The organism is Shinella sedimenti, from assembly GCF_022601905.1.
Lineage (GTDB): Bacteria > Pseudomonadota > Alphaproteobacteria > Rhizobiales > Rhizobiaceae > Shinella > Shinella sedimenti.
Genome location: NZ_JAKVIN010000011.1, coordinates 30595 through 54003, shown reverse-complemented (window position 1 = coordinate 54003; position 23409 = coordinate 30595). Strand labels below are relative to the sequence as shown.

General features: G+C 58.8%; 27 protein-coding genes and 1 pseudogene. 22 read left to right on the top strand and 6 right to left on the bottom strand.

The window, feature by feature from the left end:
- The 8 genes from MKI86_RS21945 to MKI86_RS21910 all read left to right on the top strand — a co-directional run bounded on the left by MKI86_RS21945 (position 1) and on the right by MKI86_RS21910 (position 8619).
- On the top strand, positions 1 to 669 hold the full coding sequence (locus MKI86_RS21945; protein ID WP_241605331.1) for an amino acid ABC transporter permease: 669 nt from the start codon (positions 1 to 3) through the stop codon (positions 667 to 669).
- A 9-nt stretch (positions 670 to 678) separates the two neighbouring features.
- Positions 679 to 1329 (top strand): amino acid ABC transporter permease, encoded by a 651-nt coding sequence (locus MKI86_RS21940; RefSeq protein ID WP_241605330.1) that lies wholly within the window; start codon positions 679 to 681, stop codon positions 1327 to 1329.
- 40 nt (positions 1330 to 1369) lie between these two features.
- A complete protein-coding gene (locus MKI86_RS21935) occupies positions 1370 to 2215 on the top strand; it encodes a transporter substrate-binding domain-containing protein (protein WP_241605328.1) in 846 nt (281 codons plus the stop codon).
- 180 nt (positions 2216 to 2395) lie between these two features.
- Entirely contained in the window at positions 2396 to 4486 is a 2091-nt protein-coding gene (locus tag MKI86_RS21930) for a hydantoinase/oxoprolinase family protein (protein WP_241605326.1), read from the top strand.
- A gap of 14 nt (positions 4487 to 4500) precedes the next feature.
- A complete protein-coding gene (locus tag MKI86_RS21925; protein WP_241605324.1) occupies positions 4501 to 6138 on the top strand; it encodes a hydantoinase B/oxoprolinase family protein in 1638 nt (545 codons plus the stop codon).
- 75 nt (positions 6139 to 6213) lie between these two features.
- Complete coding sequence (locus MKI86_RS21920) at positions 6214 to 7419, top strand: pyridoxal phosphate-dependent aminotransferase (protein WP_241605322.1); 1206 nt, start codon at positions 6214 to 6216, stop codon at positions 7417 to 7419.
- Between the two features lie 67 nt (positions 7420 to 7486).
- On the top strand, positions 7487 to 8395 hold the full coding sequence (gene kdgD / locus MKI86_RS21915) for a 5-dehydro-4-deoxyglucarate dehydratase (RefSeq protein ID WP_241605320.1): 909 nt from the start codon (positions 7487 to 7489) through the stop codon (positions 8393 to 8395).
- A 65-nt stretch (positions 8396 to 8460) separates the two neighbouring features.
- Complete coding sequence (locus MKI86_RS21910) at positions 8461 to 8619, top strand: hypothetical protein (protein WP_241605428.1); 159 nt, start codon at positions 8461 to 8463, stop codon at positions 8617 to 8619.
- A 92-nt stretch (positions 8620 to 8711) separates the two neighbouring features.
- Here the strand turns inward: MKI86_RS21910 and MKI86_RS21905 are convergent, their stop codons facing one another.
- Positions 8712 to 9356, bottom strand: coding sequence for an aminotransferase class I/II-fold pyridoxal phosphate-dependent enzyme (locus MKI86_RS21905; protein ID WP_241605412.1), 645 nt, complete (start codon positions 9354 to 9356; stop codon positions 8712 to 8714).
- Between the two features lie 181 nt (positions 9357 to 9537).
- Between MKI86_RS21905 and MKI86_RS23935 the strand changes: the two genes are divergently transcribed.
- The 7 genes from MKI86_RS23935 to MKI86_RS21875 all read left to right on the top strand — a co-directional run bounded on the left by MKI86_RS23935 (position 9538) and on the right by MKI86_RS21875 (position 15501).
- A complete protein-coding gene (locus MKI86_RS23935; RefSeq protein ID WP_370880045.1) occupies positions 9538 to 9804 on the top strand; it encodes a helix-turn-helix domain-containing protein in 267 nt (88 codons plus the stop codon).
- 580 nt (positions 9805 to 10384) lie between these two features.
- Complete coding sequence (locus MKI86_RS21900; RefSeq protein ID WP_241605318.1) at positions 10385 to 11305, top strand: LysR substrate-binding domain-containing protein; 921 nt, start codon at positions 10385 to 10387, stop codon at positions 11303 to 11305.
- A gap of 190 nt (positions 11306 to 11495) precedes the next feature.
- Positions 11496 to 12266: an ABC transporter ATP-binding protein gene (locus MKI86_RS21895; protein ID WP_370880044.1), complete on the top strand. Its 771-nt coding sequence runs from the start codon at positions 11496 to 11498 to the stop codon at positions 12264 to 12266.
- Positions 12267 to 12335: 69 nt separating this feature from the next.
- Positions 12336 to 13100 (top strand): transporter substrate-binding domain-containing protein, encoded by a 765-nt coding sequence (locus MKI86_RS21890; protein WP_241605314.1) that lies wholly within the window; start codon positions 12336 to 12338, stop codon positions 13098 to 13100.
- A gap of 4 nt (positions 13101 to 13104) precedes the next feature.
- The gene (locus tag MKI86_RS21885) at positions 13105 to 13794 is read left to right on the top strand and encodes an ABC transporter permease (protein ID WP_241605312.1); all 690 of its coding nucleotides are present in this window, start codon (positions 13105 to 13107) and stop codon (positions 13792 to 13794) included.
- Complete coding sequence (locus tag MKI86_RS21880) at positions 13791 to 14483, top strand: ABC transporter permease (protein WP_241605310.1); 693 nt, start codon at positions 13791 to 13793, stop codon at positions 14481 to 14483. Before MKI86_RS21885 ends, MKI86_RS21880 begins: the two co-directional genes overlap by 4 nt.
- Positions 14484 to 14538: 55 nt before the next feature.
- A complete protein-coding gene (locus MKI86_RS21875) occupies positions 14539 to 15501 on the top strand; it encodes an arginase family protein (protein ID WP_241605308.1) in 963 nt (320 codons plus the stop codon).
- Positions 15502 to 15558: 57 nt separating this feature from the next.
- Here the strand turns inward: MKI86_RS21875 and ctlX are convergent, their stop codons facing one another.
- On the bottom strand, positions 15559 to 16479 hold the full coding sequence (ctlX, locus tag MKI86_RS21870; RefSeq protein ID WP_241605306.1) for a citrulline utilization hydrolase CtlX: 921 nt from the start codon (positions 16477 to 16479) through the stop codon (positions 15559 to 15561).
- An 8-nt stretch (positions 16480 to 16487) separates the two neighbouring features.
- Complete coding sequence (ocd, locus tag MKI86_RS21865; protein ID WP_241605305.1) at positions 16488 to 17537, bottom strand: ornithine cyclodeaminase; 1050 nt, start codon at positions 17535 to 17537, stop codon at positions 16488 to 16490.
- A gap of 104 nt (positions 17538 to 17641) precedes the next feature.
- Between ocd and MKI86_RS21860 the strand changes: the two genes are divergently transcribed.
- From MKI86_RS21860 to MKI86_RS23825, 3 genes are all read left to right on the top strand, one after another.
- The gene (locus tag MKI86_RS21860; protein WP_241605302.1) at positions 17642 to 18109 is read left to right on the top strand and encodes an Lrp/AsnC family transcriptional regulator; all 468 of its coding nucleotides are present in this window, start codon (positions 17642 to 17644) and stop codon (positions 18107 to 18109) included.
- A 212-nt stretch (positions 18110 to 18321) separates the two neighbouring features.
- On the top strand, positions 18322 to 18510 hold the full coding sequence (locus MKI86_RS21855) for a hypothetical protein (protein ID WP_241605426.1): 189 nt from the start codon (positions 18322 to 18324) through the stop codon (positions 18508 to 18510).
- A 145-nt stretch (positions 18511 to 18655) separates the two neighbouring features.
- Positions 18656 to 18823: a Thivi_2564 family membrane protein gene (locus MKI86_RS23825; protein WP_304951167.1), complete on the top strand. Its 168-nt coding sequence runs from the start codon at positions 18656 to 18658 to the stop codon at positions 18821 to 18823.
- A 75-nt stretch (positions 18824 to 18898) separates the two neighbouring features.
- On the opposite strand, the pseudogene MKI86_RS21850 reads toward MKI86_RS23825, so the two are convergent.
- A pseudogene (locus MKI86_RS21850) lies at positions 18899 to 19063 on the bottom strand (DUF2280 domain-containing protein); the annotation flags it as partial.
- A 35-nt stretch (positions 19064 to 19098) separates the two neighbouring features.
- On the opposite strand from MKI86_RS21850, the gene MKI86_RS21845 reads away from it, so the two are divergent.
- Positions 19099 to 19344: a hypothetical protein gene (locus tag MKI86_RS21845; protein WP_241605300.1), complete on the top strand. Its 246-nt coding sequence runs from the start codon at positions 19099 to 19101 to the stop codon at positions 19342 to 19344.
- On the opposite strand, the gene MKI86_RS21840 is transcribed toward MKI86_RS21845, so the two are convergent.
- On the bottom strand, positions 19337 to 19888 hold the full coding sequence (locus tag MKI86_RS21840) for a putative metallopeptidase (protein ID WP_241605299.1): 552 nt from the start codon (positions 19886 to 19888) through the stop codon (positions 19337 to 19339). The two genes, MKI86_RS21845 and MKI86_RS21840, sit on opposite strands and share 8 nt — an antisense overlap.
- Positions 19889 to 20032: 144 nt before the next feature.
- Between MKI86_RS21840 and MKI86_RS21835 the strand changes: the two genes are divergently transcribed.
- The 3 genes from MKI86_RS21835 to MKI86_RS21825 all read left to right on the top strand — a co-directional run bounded on the left by MKI86_RS21835 (position 20033) and on the right by MKI86_RS21825 (position 22427).
- On the top strand, positions 20033 to 20338 hold the full coding sequence (locus MKI86_RS21835; protein WP_241605296.1) for a hypothetical protein: 306 nt from the start codon (positions 20033 to 20035) through the stop codon (positions 20336 to 20338).
- 1631 nt (positions 20339 to 21969) lie between these two features.
- Positions 21970 to 22194 carry a hypothetical protein gene (locus tag MKI86_RS21830; protein WP_241605295.1) on the top strand — a complete coding sequence of 75 codons (225 nt, stop codon included), beginning with the start codon at positions 21970 to 21972 and terminating at the stop codon, positions 22192 to 22194.
- Positions 22195 to 22223: 29 nt separating this feature from the next.
- Entirely contained in the window at positions 22224 to 22427 is a 204-nt protein-coding gene (locus tag MKI86_RS21825) for a hypothetical protein (RefSeq protein WP_241605293.1), read from the top strand.
- A 12-nt stretch (positions 22428 to 22439) separates the two neighbouring features.
- On the opposite strand, the gene MKI86_RS21820 is transcribed toward MKI86_RS21825, so the two are convergent.
- Positions 22440 to 22976: an acyloxyacyl hydrolase gene (locus MKI86_RS21820; RefSeq protein WP_241605291.1), complete on the bottom strand. Its 537-nt coding sequence runs from the start codon at positions 22974 to 22976 to the stop codon at positions 22440 to 22442.
- Between the last annotated feature and the right edge of the window lie 433 nt (positions 22977 to 23409).

Sequence of the window (23409 nt, the reverse complement as noted above, 5' to 3'; positions counted from 1 at the left end):
ATGAGCTACATATTCGACTTCACCCCGGTTTTCGCCGCCTGGCCGATGCTTGTCGATGGCATCATCGGCACTCTGAGAATGTCGTCGCTATCGATGGTTATGGGCCTGAGCCTCGGCATCGTGTTCATGCTGATGCGGATGAGCAAGCAGCCTGCGCTCAAAGCGCTGGCCATCGGCTATATCGAGATGATCCGCAACACGCCGATACTCGTTCAAGTGTTCTTTGTTTTCTTCGGTCTGCCGGCGATCGGTATCCGCCTGAGCGGTGAACAGGCTGCGATCCTTGCGATGACGCTCAATTGCGCGGCTTACGCGGCAGAGATAGTGCGTGGCGGCGTGCAGTCGATCCGGCCCGGCCAGATCGAGGCGGGCAGGGCGCTTGGAATGCATCCGCTAGATATCTATCGCTTCATCGTCTTTCGTCCGGCCATCCGGGCGGTCTACCCGGCGCTGTGCAGCCAGTTTATCCTGATGATGCTGAACTCCAGCCTGATGTCGTCCGTCTCGGCCGAAGAACTGACCTATTTCGCCCAGACGCTCGATTCCCAAACGTTCCGCAGCTTCGAGATCTATCTCACGCTCGGAGTCATCTATCTGGCGCTGTCACAGTTCTTCTCCATCGCTCTCGGCATGATCGGCCGGGTCTATTTTTCCTATCCGGCAAAGTGAGGCAGCGACATGATCCGTCAGTTTGGTTGGAGTGAATTCCTCTTTTTGCTCGAAGGCGCGCGCTGGACGGTTGTCCTGTCTTTCCTTGCCTTCACAGTCGGCGGTACGCTCGGCCTTGGCGTGGCGCTCGGCCGGACCAGCAAATACCGCTGGCTGCGTCTTATGACAGCCACCTATATCCAGATCTTCCAGGGCACGCCGCTGCTGATTCAACTGTTCTTCGTTTATTTCGGCCTGCCGCTTCTGGGCTTCAAGGTGGATGTCTGGGTGGCGCTGACTATCGGCCTGTCGCTGCACACCAGCGCCTTCCTTGGCGAAATCTGGCGTGGCAGCATCCAGGCCGTGCCGGATGGGCAGAGCGAGGCGGCACGTGCACTCGGTATCGGCTACGTTTCCCGCACGGTCGACGTCGTGCTGCCGCAGGCATTCAGGATTGGTCTTCCCGCCACGATCAGCTTCCTCGTCAATCTGATCAAGGGCACCGCGCTGGCGGCTCTTCTCGGTCTGACGGAATTGACCCGCTCAGGCCAGCTGATGGCCAACATTACCTTTCAGCCGCTGCAGGTCTATGGCGCGGTCGCACTGATCTACTTCATCATCTGCGTCCCCCTGACCTATTGCAGCGCACGGATCGAACGACGCCTGAACGCCGCTCGGTAAAACAAGAATGCATGCCAAAAAATCAACCAGAGGTGACCACATGTTCAATACAGCATCGACCCTTTCGCGTTCGAAAGTTTTGGGCGGCTTCGCTGCCGTTCTTCTGGCCGCGACCTCTTTTGCCACAACGGCGCTTGCCGTGACGCCGGAAGAGCTCAAGGCCAAGGGGACCGCAACCATCGGCGTGCAGATGGACCAGTTTCCATGGGGTTTCATCGATCAGAACGGCCAGAATGACGGTTATGATATCGAGGTTGCCAAACTTATCGCCAAGGAACTCGGCGTCCAGCTGAAGTTCGAGCGCATCACCGGCCAGAACCGCATTCCGCTCCTGGTCAATGGCAATGTCGATTTCCTGGTGCCGTCGATGACGATCACCGAAGAGCGCGCCAAGGTCATTCAGTACGTCATCCCCTATGCGTCGAACGACATCACGGTCTGGGGCAAGGCGGATGCGGACATCGAGACAAACGAAGACCTTTCGAAATACGTAATCGGCGTCAACCGCGGTAGCGCATTCGAGCCTCTGCTTGTCAAAGTTGCGCCGCAAGGCACGGAGATCAAACGCTTCGACGATGACGCGACGACTGTCCAGGCGCTTCTGTCCGGTCAGGTCGATGCGATCGTTGGTAGCATCACTTACGGCCTCGTTATCAAGCAGACCGGCAACGAGGCGTCGTTCGGGCGCAAATACAAGGTTTCCGATAACTTCCAGGGTATGGCCGTTCGTAAAGGTGATCAGGAAATGCTCGACTTCCTCAACGACTTCGTGGCCCGTCACACCGCTGACGGTACGCTAGACGCGCTCTACAAGAAGTGGATCGGTGTCGATCGCGCAAAACTTCCGACAACACTGCCGGGAGTCGATTTCACAGGAAAGCAGTAACACTCGAGATCTCTGCGCGACCGCCTGAGAGCCGCCGCGCCGGATACCGCAAACATCAACAACTGAAGAGCTTTTGGCCCCCGCCTGTGAGTGCGGGCGGGGAGAGGCCTCTGCACGCCGAAATTTAAACTTTTCGGGCAAGGCGCAACAACAGCTCGCTTACGGAGCATGAGGCATACAATGGCGAAAGATGGCAAGCAGATCAGGGTTGGTGTCGATATCGGTGGCACCTTCACCGACGTTGCGATGGAGGTAGGCATCACGCTCCATTCGATGAAAGTGCTGACCGATTATTCCTATCCCGAAAACGCGATCGTCAAGGGCATTCGCGAGGTCGCCGAGGTGGCTGGTGTCGAACTTTCGGACATCGACACAATCATCCATGGCACGACGCTTGCCACCAATGCGCTGATCGAGCGCCGCGGCGCGCGCACAGCCTTCATCACCACCAAGGGGTTTCGCGACGTCATCGAGATGCGCACCGAGAGCCGCTTCGAACAGTATGATCTCGATATCGTGCTGCCCGCGCCGCTCGTCCCCCGCAACGAACGCTTTGTCATCGATGAGCGTATCGGTGCCGATGGTTCGGTGCTGAAGGCGCTGGACCTCGCGGAAGTCGATGCGCTCTGCGACCGCATCATCGCCGCTGGTTACGAAAGCGTCGCCATCGGCTTCATCCATTCCTATCTGAATGGCGCTCATGAAAAAGTCGTACGCGACCGGCTTCTCGCCAAGAAGGCCGACATCTCTGTGTCGATCTCGTCGGAAGTCTCACCACAGATGCGCGAATTCCAACGTTTCAACACCGTCTGCGCCAATGCCTTCGTCAAACCCCTGATGGCCTCCTACCTCAACCGCCTCGTCGGTCGCCTGACCGAAGAAGGCACGCGCTGCCCGGTCTTCATGATCCATTCCGGCGGCGGCATCATCAGCGTCGAAAGCGCCATAGAATTCCCGGTGCGTCTGCTCGAATCCGGCCCGGCCGGCGGCGCCATCTTCGCCGCCCATATCGCCAGCAGCTACGGTCTCGATCAGGTTCTTTCCTATGACATGGGCGGAACGACGGCCAAAATCTGCCTGATCGAGAAGCAGACCCCCAAGACATCCAAGACCTTCGAAGTCGCCCGCACCTGGCGCTTCAAGAAGGGCAGCGGTATGCCGATCTCCATTCCGGTCATCGAAATGGTTGAGATCGGTGCCGGTGGCGGCTCGATCGCCACCATCGACAGCATGCGCCAGATCCGCGTCGGCCCGCACAGCGCTGGTTCCGAGCCGGGCCCGGCCTGCTACGGTCGCGGCGGTGCCAATCCGACGGTCACCGATGCCGACCTGATCCTCGGCCGTCTTGACCCCGACGAATTTGCCGGCGGCGCCATGAAGCTCGACCGCCCGGCCTCCGACAAGGCGATGGATAAGGATCTCGCTTCCAAGCTTGAGACCGATATCGCAACGGCCGCTTACGGCCTGAGCGAAGTGGTCGACGAAAACATGAGCAATGCCGCCCGCATGCATGCGGTGGAAAACGGCAAGGAACTCTCCGAGTTCACTATGATCGCCTTCGGCGGTGCCGCTCCCATCCATGCCAGCCGTCTCTGCGAAAAGCTCGGCATGGCCGAACTCCTGATCCCGCCGGGCGCTGGTGTCGGTTCCGCCATCGGCTTCCTGCGCGCGCCTTTCGGTTTTGAAAGCGTGCGCAGCGCCTATAGCCGCCTTAGCCGCTTCGATGCGGACGCCATCAACCTGACCATCGCCGACCTCAGCGCCGAGGCCATTTCCTTCGTCCGCTCCGGTTCACCTGAAGCCAATCCCGATCTCGAATGCACGGCCTATATGCGTTACGTCGGGCAGGGCTGGGAAGTGCCTGTTACCATTGAAGTTCGCGACTATGCGAATGCGGACGGTGAACTGTTCAGAAAACTCTTCGACGAGCAGTATGAGCACTTCTTCGGTCGCCTCATCGATGGCCTCGATGTCGAAATCGTCAGCTGGTCGCTGCGTGCCACTTCGACCGTCGCGCCGCCGGCACGGATCGGCAAGACGGCCAAGGGCACCGAAGCCAAGGTCAGGGGCACACGCGAGATCTTCGACGTCCAGGTCGGCAGCTTCCAGACGGCCTCGGTCGTTGCACGCGCCGACATGAAGACCGGCGATTTCGTCTCCGGTCCTGCCGTCATCACCGAACGCGAAACCTCGACCATCATCACCGCCAGCCGCGAAGTCATCATGCAGGCCGATGGATGCCTGCTCGTACGCGTCAAGCAGAACGCTTGAACGGAGGATTTGACATGAAAACCAACGCACTTTCCGATGTCCACATGCAGATCATGTGGAACCGGCTGATCTCCGTCGTCGAAGAACAGGCCGTTACCCTCATCCGCACCGCCTTTTCCACCAGCGTGCGTGAATCCGGAGATCTTTCCGCCGGTGTGTTCAACCGTGGCGGTCTGATGATTGCCCAGGCAGTCACCGGCACGCCGGGTCACGTCAACGCCATGGCTGAGGCAGTCGGCCATTTCATTCGCGATATCGGGCCTGAAAACATTTTCGAAGGCGATGTCTACATCACCAATGACCCCTGGAAAGGCACCGGCCACCTGCACGACTTTACCGTCGTTTCTCCGAGCTTCCGCAATGGCGCTCTGGTCGGTTACTTCGCCTGCACCGCGCATGTGGTGGACGTCGGCGGTCGCGGTTTTGGTCCTGATGCAAACGAGGTCTACGAGGAGGGCATCTTCGTTCCGATCATGAAGTTTGCGGAACGCGGCAAGGTCAACAAGGATCTCGTCAACATCCTGCACAACAATGTGCGAGAGAGCCATCAGGTGGTCGGTGACGTCTATTCGCTCGCCGCCTGCAACGAGATCGGCCATCGCCGCCTGATGGACATGATGGAGGAGTTCGACCTCGACGATCTGGAGACGCTCGGCGAATTCATCTTCAAGCGTAGCTATGATGCGACGATCGAGCGCATCGCAGCTTTGCCGAAAGGTTCCTATTCCAACACGATGCGCGTTGATGGCTACGGTTCGCCGATCGACATCGCGGTGCGCCTTGATGTTGAGCGCGATCACATCCTCGCCGATTTCGAGGGTACTTCGCCGCCGAGCCCAAAAGGCATCAATTGCCCGATCATCTACTCCGCGGCTTACGCTTGCTACGGCATGAAGGTCGCGATTGCACCCGATATTCCCAATAACCACTATTCACTTCTGCCGTTCCGGGTCATGGCGCCGAAGGATTGCATTCTCAATGCCCAGCATCCGGCGCCGGTATCTGTGCGCCACGTGCTTGGTCACCTGGTCCCCGATGCGGTGCTTGGTGCCGTGCACAAAATTCTGCCGGGCAAGGTGCCGGCGGAAGGGGCAGGCGCCCTTTGGAACTTGCATGTCAGCGTTCGACCGCTGCAGGGTGAGAGGGCCCCGGCCAATGGCGGCCATCGCGCCGAAGTCCTGCTATTCAACAGCGGTGGCGCCGGCGCTCGCTCCACGCTCGATGGCCTCAGCGCCACGGCGTTTCCAAGCGGCGTGCATTCCATGTCGATCGAAGCCACGGAACATGTCGGCCCAGTCATCTTCTGGCGCAAGGAATTGCGTGACGGTTCCGGCGGCGCGGGCAAGTTCCGGGGCGGGCTTGGCCAAGTCGTCGAGATCTCGCCAACCGATGGCCACGAGATGCACTTCAATGCCATGTTCGACCGCGTCGAGCATCCGCCGCGCGGTCGTGAAGGCGGTGAGAATGGCGCGGCCGGCGCGGTTCTGCTCGATGACGGCACAAAGCTCGCGACCAAAGGGCGTCAGCATGTTCCGTCCGGCCGCAGGCTGATCCTGCAGCTTCCCGGCGGCGGCGGTTACGGTCCGGTCGACCAGCGCGATACGGCAGCTGCTGAACGCGATGTGGCCTTCGACTACGTCACCTCGATATAGCCCTCCCAAGGGAGCCGGGCGAGTCAAGGGCCTCGCCCGGTTTCTGTCAGAGAACATTCTTCAAGGGAGCCAAAAATGAGTTTCGAGAACCGCCGTGCTGCAGGTATCAAGTCGTCGCCGAGCATGGCGATTGCCATGGCAGCAAAGAAGCTGGCAACGGAAGGCCACGACATTATCGACCTGTCCCTGGGTGAGCCGGATTTCGAGCCACCTACGCATGTGGCGGAAGCCGCCGTTGATGCGATCCGCAAGGGCGGAATCCGCTACGGCGCGCCTGCGGGAATGGAAAACCTTCGCCAGGCAATCGTCAAGAAGTTAAGGACGGAAAACAGACTGGATTATTCCGCTGACGAGGTGATGGTCGCCAATGGCGCCAAGCAGATCCTGTTTGACGTTTTCCTCGCAACGCTGGAACCGGGCGATGAGGTCATCATCCCCACTCCCTGCTGGGTATCTTATGGCGATATCGTCTCACTGCATGGGGGCGAACCGGTCTATCTAAATTGCGGCGCGGATGCGGGCTTCAAGCTATCCTCCGAGCAGTTGGAAGCGGCCATCACACCGAAGACCAGATGGCTGATGCTAAATTCTCCGTCCAATCCAACGGGGGCGATCTATTCCGCCGACGAATTTCACAAGCTCGCCGAGGTGCTGGCGCGCCATCCGCGTGTGCTGGTCGTCTCCGACGAGATCTACGAACATGTGCTCTTGAGCGACACGCCCTTCATTTCCTTCGGCGAGGCTTGCCCGCAACTGCGGGACCGGACGCTGATCGTCAACGGCGTTTCGAAGGCTTACGCCATGACGGGTTGGCGGCTAGGCTATGCTGCCGGTCCGAGAGCGCTAATGTCGGCGCTCAACAAGATGCAGTCTCAGAGCGTCTCATGCGTATCGCCCGTGGCTCAGGCGGCAGCGCTCGCGGCCCTGACCGGAGATCAGGCCTTTGTCGGCGAGGGCGCTCGAATATTTGCCGGGCGGGCGAAGATCGTGGCCGGCCGGTTGGCCGAGATCGAGGGCATCGATTTCATCGCGCCCGATGGAGCCTTCTACGCTTTCATCGGCGTCGGGCGACTGATTGGCCGCAGGACTGCCGATGGAGAAATACTGGGCGACGACACCGCGTTTGCGGCACATCTGTTGCAGACATTCGGCCTTTCGAGTGTCCCGGGTGCCGCGTTCGGCGCTCCCGATTTTATCCGTCTGTCGATAGCGGCTTCTGACCGCGAATTGGAAACAGCCTGTGATCGGCTGGCCGCCATGGTCGCATCGCTCACCAACTAAGCGACCTCAACACAATCGAGGAAGTCTCTTCCGTAACGAGGCTTCCGCCAACTGGAGGGTTACACCCATGAAGACTGAAGACCTGAAACACGTGCTTGGTGCTGGACTGCTTTCCTTCCCCGTGACGCATTTTGATGCTGAGGGGAAGTTTAATGCGAAAAGCTATGCCGAACACGTCAACTGGCTTTCCGGTTTCGAGGCGGCGACGCTGTTTGCCGCCGGCGGTACCGGTGAATTCTTCTCGCTCACCCCGGACGAAATCCCCGAAATCGTCCGCGTCGCCAAGGAAGCCGCTGGCAGCACGCCGATCGTGTCGGGCTGCGGATACGGAACCGACATCGCAGTCTCAATCGCCAGGTCCGTCGAGAAGGCCGGCGCGGACGGTATCCTGCTCTTGCCCCACTACCTGATCGATGCGCCGCAGGAGGGTCTCTACCGTCACATCAAGGCCGTCTGCGATGCGACCGGAATGGGCGTCATGGTCTATAATCGCGATAACTCCGTGCTTCAGGCGGACACCTTGGCAAGGCTCTGCGATGCTTGCTCGAACCTTGTCGGCTTCAAGGATGGCACCGGGGACATTGGGCTGGTTCGCCAGATAACCGCCAAGATGGGCGACCGCCTGACCTATCTCGGTGGAATGCCGACGGCCGAACTGTTCGCAGAAGCCTATCTCGGCGCCGGCTTCACCACCTATTCTTCCGCCGTCTTCAATTTCGTACCGGGTTTGGCGATCGATTTCTACAAGGCGCTGCGTGCCGGCGAGCGGGCAAAGTGCGACAAGATCCTTATCGACTTCTTCTACCCGTTCATGGGCATCCGCAACCGTGCCAAGGGCTATGCGGTCTCGGCGGTAAAGGCGGGTGTGCGCCTCCAGGGCTTCGATGCCGGCCCTGTCCGCTCGCCGCTACACGACCTGACCGACGCGGAAATGGCGATGATGGAAGCGCTCATCGGCAAACACAAGCGCTCGTGAAAAGAGATCGGCCGCTTTCGATCGAAGGCGGCCGCCAACTGAAATGTGTGGGCGAGGAGTTTGCCATGACGATCCACCAGAACCTGATCGCCGGCGAGTGGGTCGGCACGGACGCGATCCGCAACATCAATCCCTCGAACACCGACGACGTGGTGGGCGAATACCACCTCGTCTCGTCAGTGACCAGTCACCATGACGCTCTCCTGTGCGTTTGCAGGGTCTAGTCACGATGAAGACCACCAAGGAGGGGCGGATTGGAGAAACGTTCTGGGCCGGTTATAGTTGTTGCCGTACCCACCCCGACACGACGAGCTTCCTAACGGGTCGGCTTCGATCGCTCGAACATATCGATGGCACGTACCAGCTCGTTCTCGTCAAGACCGGCGAAACCGAGCCGGAAAGCTTCCGCTGGCCTTACGGTCTCCAGATCGAATTGAATTCCCGGCATGACGGATAGTCCAAGCTCGGCCGCGCTCGCAGCCCAGGTCTCGGCGCTCAGCCCTTCGTTCAGGCGCAACCAGATGGCCAACCCGCCTGCCGGCAGCGAGAATTGCGTATCTTCCGATAGCCGCTCCCTCAGCAGCCGCGCCATGAGGTCGCGACGCGCATGATACACCCGTCGCGCCTTGCGGGCGTGGCGTTTGATCGTTCCATCCTCGATGAGCTCGGCGAGCGCATGTTCCAACGGAAGATCGCCTTGACGGTCCAGTGCCTCGCGCCGGTCCGTCATCTGCATGAGAATTTGCGGTTGCGCGACCGCATCGCCGACGCGTATGCCCGGAGCCAGCAGCTTGGACAGCGAACCGATATAGATGATCGGCAAATCGCCTTCGGCCCGCGCTGCAAGCGGCAGGATCGGGCGACCGTCAAAGCGATACTCGTTATCATAGTCGTCTTCGATGATGACGTGACCAAACCGTCGCGCAACATCGAGCAGGCGCAGTCGCCGGGCGACACCCATCGTCACGGTGGTTGGATACCAGGATGGTGCGGACCTCTTCTTTATCAAGCCCGTGGATGGCGCGGAACTCGTTCTCGCCATCAGGAACCTTGCGCGCCGTCTTCGTCGGGCCGAGGTCGTTGCGAAAGGTGAGACTACATCAAACGCCATTTGGACATTCGATCGCGCTGGGCAACGCCTTATGGCCCCGACAGGTGTGTCAATCAAGCTCTCAGGCAGGGAAGCGGCGTTCGTGGATCGGCTGGCTCAGGCGGGCGGGGAAACAGCGTCCCGAGAGGAGCTGACCCTGGCGCTTGGCTACCGGGAGATCGACATTGAAAGTCGCCGTGTCGATGCCGACCTGCGTCGGTTGAGACAAAAGGCGAGGGCTGTGGATACAGAGCTGCCGGTGCACGCTGTTCACGCTCTCGGCTTCCGATTTTCCGCCAAGCTTTCGACCATTAAGTAGGTCCGAACTTACTGGTATTATCTGGCCGTTAATTGACGCAACTTTCTGAAAGAATTTATAACGGGGACGGAGCGCAGCGGAACAACGGTGTGACCATTCCGCACGATGGCGGGCACAGTATCGCAGCAGATCCCCTCTTCTAAGGAAAGAGAGGAACTCCATGGTGATCAAGGTTGTGGAAGGGGCGTCGGGGCCGATCGAGTTTCGATCTTTCGATGGGGAATCCGCAGTCGAGCTGCCAAGTGAAGAGGCTCTTACCGCCTTCGAACGCGAGCTCGGCGTTTCGTTACCGGAGGCTGGTAACGGGCTTCCCTCTCGACGGTGATAGGCGTGTTATATGGGCGGAAGGGCTCCACTCAGATGGTAGCGCCCATCAACAGCTGTCTTGCACGGCGCGACGCCATGTCGATATTTTGGGGGTTGCCCGAAACTTTTTGCAAGCAGAGACTGAGGCGCGGTAACACGCGACTACGAACTGTTAAATGTCCGCTCACAGTTGTTGCACGGTCTCCAGCAGGCCACAAGGGCGTGACTGCGTAGCAAAGTAGCAAGTGGACGATCGCCAGTCTAAGGAGCCCCGTTGAATAGTCTGCGCAACCTTCCGCTTCCTACGTTGAAAACGTTCGAGGCTGCTGCCCGCCACCAGAGCTTTACGAAAGCTGCTTCAGAACTCGCTTTGACCGATAGCGCTGTGAGCCACCAGATCCGCAGGCTGGAAGAAGCGCTGGGGTGTAGCTTATTCGAAAAGTCTGGGCGAAGCGTCGTGCTCAGTGATGCCGGACGGATTTTTGCGAAGGTGGTTTCGGCTGCAATGCAAGATATAATTGGCGCGGCTCTTCGGCTATCAGATGCGGGCCAGGTTCAGGGGCGGCTCGATATCGCGTGCCCACCCATGTTCGCTAACACTTGGCTTGCGAAAAATATTCATGAGTTCTGTCGCGACCACCCAGCAATAGAATGTCACATACGACTGGTTGAAAACCAGAGGGTGCATGAGCTGAGCGACATAGACGTCGGCGTCTCCTTCGGCGCGGGGGGATGGGCGGATCGCTGGTCGACGCTCCTTGCGCATGTCAACATCACTCCGGTTTGCAGCCCTGTCCTCTTCGACAGCATCGGTGGGAGCCTCAGCCATCCTTCGGATCTTCACCGCGTTACCCTTCTGCACTGGGACGATGGATCGGAATGGCGGCGGTGGTTCTTCGAGGCGGGGGCTCCGGGCGCCGACCAGGAGGCGCGCCATCTCTATTGCAGCGATCTGGGCATGGCGATCGATCTCGCCGTCCATGGAACCGGCGTGGCCCTCGTCAGCGACACTTTGTCGGGCGGTGATTTCAGGCGCGGTATTCTTATCAAGCCTTTCCCGTTTTCGATCGATGCCTTTGGTGGCTGGCACGTCGTGTGTAACACGGCGAGCATGCATCGTGCCGGGGCACGCCTTTTTCTCCGCTGGCTCTTGACTGCTTTTGGCCGCGATATCGCGCTTGAGACGCTTCCATAGCCAGCAGATTTCAAACCAATGAAAGAATTTCACATTTTCTGTTGGCTGTGCCGCGATATCAGCCGCTACGCAGACGTCATAGATGATGTCTGGTCATCTTTGGCGTGAGGATTCATCAATTGTGCAAAATTGCATCAAGCGCGTAAATAGCCGAATAATTATGCAGACGCGCAAAGCCTAGAGTGGAAAGATGCCGATGTTGACCGCCACGGACATTCACAAGTCGTATAGCGGCCATGAGGTGCTCAAGGGTGTTTCACTCAGCGCCAATGCCGGCGACGTCATCAGCGTGATCGGCGCGAGCGGTTCCGGTAAGAGCACCTTCCTTCGCTGCATCAATTTTCTGGAGCGTCCTAGCGCGGGTACCATCGCAATCGATGGTGAGGTTCTCGCCACTGTAAGGGAGCGTGACGGTACCTTGCGGCCGACGGATCGCCACCAACTTCGGCGGGTCCGCTCAAAGCTCGCCATGGTCTTCCAGAACTTCTGCCTATGGTCCCACATGAGTGTGCTCGCCAACGTCATGGAGGCCCCGATGAGCGTGCTCGGTCTTCCGAAGGCGCAAGCGGCCGAGCATGCGAAGGCAAATCTTGCAAAGGTCGGTCTCGGCCAAGCCGTTTTCGACAAGTATCCGGCGCATCTGTCTGGCGGTCAACAACAGCGTGTCGCGATCGCCCGTGCACTTAGCATGAACCCGGACGTTATGCTGTTCGACGAGCCGACGTCAGCGCTCGATCCCGAACTTGTCAGCGAAGTGCTGAAGGTCATGCAGGTTCTCGCGGACGAAGGGCGCACGATGGTCGTCGTGACCCACGAAATGGGCTTTGCGCGCCATGCGTCAAGCCGCGTGCTCTTTCTCCATGAGGGTCGTGTCGAGGAGGAAGGGACGCCGGACGCAATTTTCAAGGACGCGAAGAGCGCGCGACTGCAGCAATTCCTTGCCGGGCGCCTCAAGCACTAGCCTTCGCACCCACCCTTTCACCCTCCCGTTCAATCTTGGCCAAACAACAACAACTCCAGAGGAGCCACCATGCGACTGCCAGCCATTTCCCTATTCGCAACCCTGATCGCCACAGGCACGATGCTGAATCCGGCCCATGCCGATCAGATCAAGATCGCCACCGACGCGACGTTTCCACCATTTGAATCCGTCGATGCCAGCGGCAAAGTCGTAGGCTACGACATCGAGCTGATGGAGGCGATCTGCGAAGCCGCAAAGCTCGATTGCAACATTTTCAACGCCGCATGGGACGGGATGATCCCCGGTCTCATCGACGGCAAATATGACGCGTTGATCTCGCAGTTGACCGTAACGGACAAACGCCGCCAGGTCATTGCCTTCAGCGACATCTATAGTCATCCGACCTTCCGCTTCGTCGCCAAGAAGGGTGCGGGCCTCGACATCACACCGGAGGGCCTCGCGGGCAAGGTCATCGCAGTGCAGACCGGCACTCCGATGGACGCCTATGTCACGGCCCACTTCCGCCAGGCGACCATCAAGCGCTATGACAGCGGCAGTGCGCCCTATCTCGAACTCTCAGCAGGCCGCGCGGATCTGCATATCAGCTATCAAGCACAGATCATTCACAGCTTCCTGAAAAGCGATTCCGGCAAGGATTTCGAGCTCGTTGGCCCACAGCTGACCGGCAAGGACGCCAAGGAGTTCGGTGAGGGGGTCGCGATCGCGATCAACAAGAAGAATGTTGCACTTGTTGAAGAGATCAACAAGGGTCTAGCGGCCGTCCGTGAAAGCGGCAAGCTCGACGCGCTCAACGCCAAGTATTTCGGCGAATAAGCGTATGGTCGCCGACTACGCCGCGGCAATTCTGTCAGCAGGGTCCACGACCCTGCTGGTTGCCGTCCTGTCGCTGCTGGTGGCGACCTTTCTCGGCCTCACGGCCGCCTTTGCAAAACTCTCGGCAAGTGCCGGCCTTCGCGCGGTCGCCGGCATCTATACGTTTGTCGTGCGCGGCATCCCGGATCTCGTCATCATGCTGCTGATCTTCTATAGCCTGCCGGCGCTTTTGAACCAGTGGATAGAGATGCTTGGCTGGGATTTCCGCGTCGAGTTCTCTCCGACCGCCGCAGGCATCGCGACACTCGGTGTCATCTTTGGCGCCTACATGACGGAGACGTTCAAGACGGCATTGCAAAACATTCCGCGCGGGCAAATCGAAGCGGCAATCGCCTATGGACTGACACGCCGCCGCATGTTCACCCATATCATCCTGCCGCAGCTCGTCCGTCTCGCCCTGCCAGGCTTTACAAACAATTGGCTGGTTCTGGCGAAAGGCACGGCACTGGTCTCGTTGATCGGCCTGCAGGACGTCATGTTCCGCGCAAAGGGGGCGGCGGAAGCCACGGCCATGCCGTTCACCTTCTACCTTATCGCCGCTGGCTTCTATCTTGCCGTGACACTTGTCTCCATGTTGCTGCTCTTCCTCGTCGCGCGCCGCTTCGACGTCGGCACCCGAAAGGTCTTGTCATGAACTGGGATGTTATAGTCGAAAACCTGCCGCTCTATCTCGAAGGCGCCAAGCTGACGCTGATCCTTGCCTTCGCGTCGCTCGGCATCTCCTTCTTTCTCGCTATTCCACTCGCCTTCTTGCGAAACAGCGAGAACGCGGCTCTTCGCTACACAGTTATGGCCTATACCCTCGTGTTTCGCGGCACACCGCTTCTCGTCCAGCTGTTCCTGATCTACTTTGGCCTGGCGCAGTTCGGTCTGGTGCGCGAAAGTGTGCTCTGGCCATGGCTTTCCAGCCCGATGGTCTGCGTCATCGCGGCATTCGTGCTCAATACGACAGCCTATTCCACCGAAATCTTCGCAGGCGGTCTACGCCACATCCCGGTGGGCGAGATCGAAGCAGCGCGGGCCTATGGCATGTCCGGCCTCGTACAAGCCCGCCGCATTCTCATTCCCGCCATGCTGACCCGTTCGCTGCCGCTCTACGGCAACGAGATGATCATGATGTTGCATGCCACATCGCTCGCAAGCACGGTCACTCTCCTTGAAGTCACGGGCGTGGCGCGCAACATCACGCTGAACTACTACATTCAGTTCGAGCCTTATGTGACGGCCGCTGCCATCTATCTCGTGCTGACGTTCGCACTCGTGTCCGCCTTCCAGCTCGTGCAGCGGCGGTGGGCCGGTTATCTCGAAAGCCGCATCGGCTGACCCTTCACCCATCCGAAAGTGAGAGACCCGGTTCGGCCGGGCAGAGGAGACGTTCATGGACAATAAGGCAGACCTCGGCGCGCTGTTTGGCGCGGCGGCCGAAACGAAGACATTCCTGGGGCTGGAAGCCTGCGCCGATTTTGAGACGATGACCGCGCCGGTCGCCATCCTCGGCGCGCCCTGCGCGACGCCCTATGCCGCCGTCGGCGCCTATTGCCGCAACGGGCCGGACGCCCTGCGCCAGGCGACCGGTTCGTTGACCGCCAATGTGGATCGGCACGATTTCGATCACGGCGGCCCCGTCTTCCCAAGCGCCAAGCTACGGCCGGTCGATTGCGGCAATCTCACCTTCGATGAGGCGGACAGCGCGGCAAACCGGCAGAAGATCGCCGACGCGGTTTCGACCTTCCTGAAACGCGGGGCGGTGCCGGTGCTTCTCGGCGGCGACGATTCCATCCCGATCCCGATGATTGAGGCGATCGGTGCGCAGGCGAACGGCGCGAAATTCACCATCCTGCAGATCGATGCACATATCGACTGGCGTGAGGTTCATATGGGTGAGCGGCTCGGCCTTTCCTCGACGATGCGCCGCGCGTCCGAAATGCCGCATATCGAGCGTATCATTCAGGTCGGCGCTCGTGGCATCGGCTCGGCCGCGACCAGTGATTACGAGGACGCGGTGTCATGGGGTGCCGAGTTCTTCCCGGCCTATGACGTGCACAAGAACGGCGTCGAAGCGGTGCTTGAGCGTATTCCCAACGGCAGCAACATCATTATCTGCATCGATGCGGATGCGCTCGACCCGGCCCTCCTCCCGGGTGTCATCGGCCGGGCGCCAGGTGGCCTCAGCTATTATCAGGCCGTCGACCTCATTAAGGGCGCGGCGGCGCGCGGCCGGATCGCGGCAATGGATTTCGTCGAGTTCATGCCCGAGCGTGACGTCGATGGTATCGGTGCGTTGACCTTCGCACGGCTGATCACGACGGCTCTGGGTGTCCTTGTGCGCCAGGCCGACTGAGTTCAAAAGCGTAATAAGCGAAAGGCCCGCAAGAGGCGGGCCTTTTTATTCTTGCGATCAGTGCCGCGGCGTCAGATGGATGCCCGCCAGTGTGCAGCGAACAGAGCCGCCCGCCCGCTCGATAGTCGGGATATCGAGCGCGACAAGACGGGCACTTTCCTCGATGGCCGCGCGCTGGCCAGCGTCGAGCGCATCGAGTGCTGTCGAGGAGAGGGCGAGAATGCGGCCGTCTGTTGCCTGCAACTCCAGCGCATTGCCCGCGAAGCGACTGATCTGCTCTTCGCTCAAATCGATGATCCGGCGACCGAAGCGTGCGAGGCGCCCCACAACCTCTTCGCGGCGTCGTCTATCGCTGATCATCCCGGTTCCGATTACAGCGAAATCCGTGCCGATGCACATCAGCACATTGGTATGATAGATCGGCATACCATTGCTGTCGCAGGCCTCGAAGGCCATGGGTTCGAAGTTGAAGTGGGTCGAGAACCGCTCCAGCGCGATCGGATTGGTTCGGTCCGAGCGAACGGCATAGGCGACGCGGTCGATGTGATCGAGCACCATGGCGCCGGTGCCCTCGAGGAATAGGGCGTCCGGCTCGAGTCCGGAATAATCTATGACATCCTGTACCCGGTACTCGGTTTTCAGCATCTCGATAATATCGGATCGCCGCTCCCGCCGCCGGCTTTCAGCCTTCATCGGATAGATCGCGACATGACCGCCCGCATGGGTGGAGAACCAATTGTTAGGAAAGACGGAATCCGGCGTTGACGTGCCTTCGTCCTCGAAGAGATGAACCTTGACCCCATGGCTCTCCAGGGTCGCCGCAGCAGCGGTGATCTCGGCATAGGCTCTCGAGGCCAGATCCTCGCCGTGATCGGAGATGGTCTGGAAGCTGTTGTCTGCCGCCGTTTCGGTGTTGACGGTGAAATGGTGGGGACGAACCATGGCGACGGCTGCGGGGGCTTGGATGGAATGGCGCATGCTGTAGCTCACTGCGCGCGCTGGAGCATGCCGAAGAGGTCCCGCGGATCGTCCGGATCGGCGATGATGTCGAGATCCTGCGAGAACCCGGTGCCGCTGAGTTTCTTGTGGACGTAGCGCAGTGCGGAGAAGTCCTCGATGGCGAAGCCGACGCTGTCGAAGAGTGTGATCTGGTTCTGATCACGCCGGCCCGCCATCGCGCCGGAGACCACCTGCCATAGCTCGGTTACCGGATAGCCTTCGGCCATCTGCTGTATCTCGCCTTCGATGCGTGTCTGCGGCGAGTACTCCACGAAGGTGTCAGCTCGCAGAAGGATATCTTTATGCAGCTCCGTCTTGCCCGGGCAGTCACCGCCGATCGCGTTGATATGTACCCCCGCGCCGACCATGTTATCGGTTAGGATCGTGGCGTACTGCTTGTCAGCGGTACAGGTGGTGATGATGCCCGCACCTTCAATTGCGGCCTGTGCGGTGTTGCAGGTAATAAGCTCCAACCCGCTTCTCGTCAGGTTGCGGCGCGTTTTCTCGGTGGCCTGCGGATCAATGTCATACAGACGAACGGTCTTGATGCCGAGCAAGGCCTTCATCGCAAGTGCCTGGAATTCGGCTTGAGCGCCGTTGCCAATCATCGCCATGGTCGTCACGCCCTTGGGCGCCAGGTGACGTGCCGCCATGGCAGACGTCGCAGCGGTGCGAAGCGCCGTCAGGAGTGTCATTTCGGCCAGCAGGAGCGGATAACCAGTGGAGACCTGTGCGAGCAGCCCAAAGGCCGTGACCGTCTGGAGGCCCTGCGCGATGTTCTTGGGGTGTCCGTTCACATACTTGAACGCATAGATCTCGCCATCCGATGTCGGCATCAACTCAATGACACCGTCATTGGAATGCGAGGCGATCCGGGGCGTTTTGTCGAAAACGTCCCAGCGCCGAAAGTCCGCTTCAATGGTACCGGCGAGTTCGACGAGCATCGTCTCGATGCCGATGTGGTGGACAAGTCGCATCATGGTTTCGACGCTGACAAAGGGCACGAATGCCTTGGCGGATGGTTGCGGTGCGGTCATGGGCTACCCTCTCAGTGGTGATCGAATTCCAGGATAGCTGTCAAACGTGCTGGCGAAAATTGCAGAATAGTGTCAATTTATGTAAGACGTTGTGCAAAATAGCCATGGGAATTGTTAAAAAGGTCACTCGTCACGTGAGCATCGCAAAATACATCCCCGACGATCTCGACCGTCGTCTCATCGCGCATTTGCGTGCTGACGGTCGTGCGTCTCTCGCGAAGCTTGCAGACGCGCTGGGCGTCGCGCGCGGCACCGTTCAGAACCGCCTCGATCGCTTGATGGAAACAGGAACGCTGCTCGGCTTCACTGTCCGCGTCCGTGAGGACTATGACGAGCAAACTGTGCAAGCCGTCATGATGATCGAGGTGGTTGGGAAATCAACCACTCAAGTCATCCGCAAGATGCGGGGCTTGCCCGAAGTGTATTCCCTGCACACGACAAACGGCAATTGGGACCTCATCGCCAACATCCGTGCCGCAAGCCTTTCGGATTTCGACCGCGTTCTGCGTGAGGTCCGCATGATCGATGGTGTCGCCAACAGCGAGACGAGCCTGCTCTTAAGCAGTGTATGAGCGTGCTTTCCTCGATCGCCCCGCAGCGAGGTCCACCAACGCGCGGCATGTGCTTTGGCATAAGGTGCTTTCAGCGAACGAAGATTAAGGAAGCCATTCCTGAATCCATTTCATATGGAGTGCCGGCTTGTGTCCATTGACCCTAGATATCGCGCCCACCATGTAGTTGGCATGCCAAAACACGAAAAGAATACCGTCGAATTGACCAGAACATGGACTTTGCCGGTTGCGGTGACGATGGGGTCATCCGTTCGCGCGAAAGTTATCTTACACGAGATTCAGGCGCGGCTGCCGGCGCTCGCACTGGGAAAGAGGCCGACGAAAATCGAGACGAGCTTCTTAAGGATGCGGAAAAGGGCTTGAAGAACGCCCGCCGCAAGCTTCCCAAGGGCGAAATCTAATCCGCCGTTTACCGTCTCCTGAGACGCATGCTCGACTGCTGTCACGTGCGGTCAAGATTTCGCGAGCCGACCCTTTCCTTCTGATTTCAACGCCATAGTTACGCCCCTATGGCGCAATTCAGCGCTCGCTTTAGGAGTTGGGGCTTTGGGAACATCAGTTTTGGTCAGCATCTTGATCACCTTCCTGGTAATCGTGCTGGTGCTTTATCTCATCGGTATGCTGCCGGTTGATGCAAAGATGAAGCAGATTGCCCGCATTATCGTCATCATCATCGGCGTCATTTCGCTGCTGAAATATCTGGCGGTATTCTAGGCCGCATCGTCTCACGGGCGATGCCATCGAAATCACGAGGGCATCGCCCATTGACTGGCCTCCTCTCCGCCAGCTTGAAGTCGCCTTCGTGTTCGGGTCGTGTCTCTCGACAAGCTGCCGGCTGAACTCGATCCCGAACTCCTTCTTGACTGCCGCGACGACGATCGACGGGGCATCGAAACATGCCAGGGCTTGCACGATGTAGGTTTTCACCTCATCGGAGAGTTTCGCTTTCGCCATGGCCGTGTCAAAGTCCATTCAAATGGAGGAAGTCGATGACCATCAAGCCAATGAAGTTCATGGTGAAGCAAACGGTTGTGGTTGATGGGCACGAGATCGCCAGTGGCACCTACGTTGGGCAGAAGCTGTCCGAGACCGACATTGAACGTACCAAAAGCCGCAATGCCTCATACTTCCTGCACCTGGCACCACTGAGCATGAACGGAGCTGCGGCAGCAGTGAAGCGGTTCGACATCGATGTCACCGAACAGGTGCAAAAAGGTTGGATTGTCGTCACCTAGGCGACGCGAAGATCGCATGTGCCGCATGCTCGATGTGAGCGCGGGCAATTTCGGGCGGCCGGCTGGCGGCGCCTACCAGTTCATGGACGCCGGCGGCATCTGCCCCATAACGGCGAACCGCGCCAATGAACTGCCCTACGTCATGCCAGCGGATGGTGAAGACCGGGCGGCCGGTCTGGCTGTTGAACTTCGGGGCGCCAAAACTGTCGACGTCCTGGGCGGCGTGATAGAGCTCGTGCTCAACCAGAGCCATGAACTCGGCAACACCACAGGCGGCGCAGTAGTTGGCATCGAGCGTGATGATGAAGTCCGGCAATGAGCCGAACCGATCCGTTATCTGCTGCTCGACGCGAGCCTTCGCCCACGTGCTCATCGCGCCCTGAGGGGTCCCGGTCTCGCACTGGCCTATAACCCGCTTGCCTTTGCGTTTGTTCTTCACCGCGGCCCAGAGATAGCCGATTTGGGCGTCGGCCAGGTGGGCGGGCTCCGGGTTTGCGACTGGAGATGCCTTATCAAGGAACCTGGCCTGCACCCACTCGGGCATGTCCGGCGCGGGCGTGAACGGTGATCCGTGTATCCCGAACATGCTTTCTGGAGGTTGTGGCCGCTCAATCAAGAGCTTGCTTTGTGGTCGATGCTACGCGAGTTTCGGTTCTCTAGAACTCTTGAAGACTGGCTCTGTTTACCCATGAATGAGAAGACCTTCGATACCCTCACCGGTATGTACTTCACCGTCGACGATCCGGATGGCAGCTATGCTACTGGCCAGGTGGTCCGCCTCGCGGATCAGGCTGTCTACATGGTGCGCTTCGACGGAAACGAGGTACCACTACCGCTGGAACTCGTATCCCTCGGCGAGATGTTGGAGACTACTGACGAGGGTTACAAACTCTGGAGATTCTTCGAAACTACGGAAGAGCGCGACAAGTGGATCGATTGGCTCGATGCTCCTTCAAAGCCTAGGGTGATTTCGCTAGTCCGACCGACGAAGTAACGCATTTCCCAGCCGGGCATTTTTCAATACTGGCATGGGCTGACCATGGGAGGGTGAATTGAAAGATGATGATGAATTGATGGCTGAGATCAACGCTCACGCCGAAAGCGCTTTTCGCGCTATCCGACAAACCAAAACATTGGCGAGATCGCGAGAGAGCTGGCAGCAATACAAACACCGTGATGAGAATGATATCTCTAGACAGCTAAGGGCCGTATGGCGAGCGCGCAACATGTTCTACGACAGAGTAATGACTAGAAGCCGCTGTCTCTACCCTCCACCGGGGATACAGAGAGAAGCACCTGATAGGCCTATCGATTCTTGCGATTTTGCGTTGCAATCTTTTGCTGTTTTCGGCCCATGGAGAGGATCATGAGAAAACTGGCAGTGCTCGCTTTCGCGCTACTCTCGATTCTACAGTTATGTAACGCTCATTCCGCTGACATGGTGGAACGAAAAAATGTCCGTACCCGATATTAGCTTGCAAGCACTATCCTGCGGTTCTCTCCCCGAAGGAGACTCCTGTATCGGGTCAATCGATTATATTGGTCAAGCGACGGTCTACACGTGCATAAACAACCGCCGTGAGCCAACCGGTCATTGCACATCACGCGACTGCCACCAATACCGTCGGTGCCCCTGACAGCATCCGAGAAGCCGGACCTAAGCCCGGCTCTCGTTTCGGACGGCGTGATCGCGCATCTTTCGATGCTCGATATGACGCGATATAGCATCGTCACATGACCCGATATTATAAAGCATGGCTGTTCATGATCTGGACCGTCGCTCTCATTCTCACGTCACCGGATTGGACAACTGGCCTAGCCAGCCTGTTGGGAATAAGCAGCTCCACGGCAGCCAGCGCTGTCTTCGCGGTGCACGCCCTATTTTTCGTGTTCGTACTAACTTGCCCGAAATGCGGTTTGTCGCTGTTCAAGAGCGATAGCGGACTATTCCTATACGTCTACCACCCTTGGCCCAACAAGCGATGCTCGCGCTGCGGGCAGGACCATTCGTCCTTGAAGCATTAAGCTCCGGTCTCCGGCTCTGCGGCATTGTGCCGGGTGGGCCGTATCCGCATGATTGTCGGCTATTCCTTATAGGGTCGGAAGGCTCGGTGGCACCCGTCTCCGTGCGCTGCCTCCGGTTGCTCGCGAATTTGTTTATCCAGCCGAAGCCGAACCGCGCCAACGCGTCACCGGACTGTGTTTTTTCCCGCAAGCTCTTCCCGATCTCGTTTGCCTTTAGGCGAATTCAGACGGCGGAGGCCAGGCCGCCGACCTGCAAGCAGGATTTGAGTTGGGCCCGCCTTCCTCAGCCACAGGCTGGGTACTGCCGAATTTCGCGTTCCTGCGGCATCTAGACGTCTCTACTGTTGCCAGCACTACCACTCTGCCGCCACGCTCGGAGAATCTACGACCATGCGCTATCTCAAGCGCGCAACATGGAAGTTTGCGCCCTATCGAGCGAATATATGCAGCCCCAAGGCTACGTTCGGCAAAATCCTACGACTGAAGCCCCTGTATCTACCCTCCACCTAGGATACAGAGAGGAACCAATTTTAGAACGCGGCGAGACGCTGACGGAACCGCTTGGGACATGGCTGCATTCTTCTTGGAAAGGAGAACCCCATGACCAAGCATAACAACACCGCCTCCACGCCCACGCCGGCCGTTGAAGACCCTCACGCAGGCAGCATCTCTGACGGCACGCATCCTGCGGCAAGGGAACACAAGCAGCCCAAAGCCACGAAGGGAGCCGGGTCTTCAGACCATATCTCGGGAACTGCTCAGAAGCCTCCTCTGAAGGAGGGGCGGACGGCCGTCAATTTAGAAGCACCAAAGCATTCGAATTAAGCTGCATACGCATCCTGAAGGAGAGCGCCATGAATGACGACCTTCTAACCCGCCTGGAATCTGAAAGTGCTGGGCTGCGCCTCCGAGCGCTTGAGATTGATAAGGCCGCCGAGACACGGGATACCGCGATGCTCATGCAAGGCGTTGCGACAGTAATGGAGGCGGTACGAATTCTGGCCGCTACTGCCAGTCGCCTTGATGGTCCGTCCGGTCTAGGAAAGAGCGGTGACTAAGCATCTGAAGCTCTAAAACTTCACGCCGATCGCAAGCCCAGCGTGGGTGATACCATCGTTGGGGCCGTCGCAAAGGTTGGCGTTGGACGAATGATCAGCAGTCGCCATAACACTCACGGTCTCAGTCACCTTGACCCCGAGCGCCACATGCTCACGGAACAAAAACCGGCAGCCGAGCCGTGGGCCGTTGCCGGTGTCAAGGTTGCCGTTATGCACTGTCCCGCCGATGCCCGCCTCTGCGAAAAACGTCTCGCCAAGCGGTAAATGCCAATTTAGGCCAGTGTAAATCTGATCTGTGCCAGAAGCGCCGGCCGAGGCACCGATTTGAACACGCGGCTCGAGTAGGACCTTCGCAACACCGGTTTGTGAGCTTTCAAACGGGGATAGGTAAATCTCGGCGGATCCAACGAAGCCCTTGTCTTTCGATGACTTGCTATCGATGATCCCGCTTCCACCAAGCCTGATCTCATCGACCAGATCACCGGCTAGGGCAAAGGCTGGCGCCAAAGCCAGCGGAGCGATCACCAACGAAGCATTCAGCAGTTTCATCGTGCAGCGCCCCCGAATCAATTAACCCGAGTATTCCCTAGTCGATGTAAGTTGTCACCGCCCCGCTGCGCGTAGCCAATTCTTCCACATTTCGGCATCGATAGCGTATGGGGTCGGGAGAGGAACGGCGCGCTAGAACCACTGTCCAAGCTTGCAATTTTCCTGTCCTCAAGCACAAAGTATCCCCGCGACCTCGAAATCGACCCAACTGTGACCATGTTCGGTCATAGAAGGAGAAATGACTTTTCACATTTTGCACTCTCAGCGGTCCTGATCAGCCTAGCTGTCGCGCTTCCTTCGCCATCGCTAGCAATCGAGGGGCTTGAGAGCCCTACGGGCCCCAACATCGATAATAGAACGGGGACTACTCAGCCGCATAGCAAGCCGGAGAGTAAAGGGCGCGTCGAAGCGAAAGTTGAGACGCAAAAAAGCG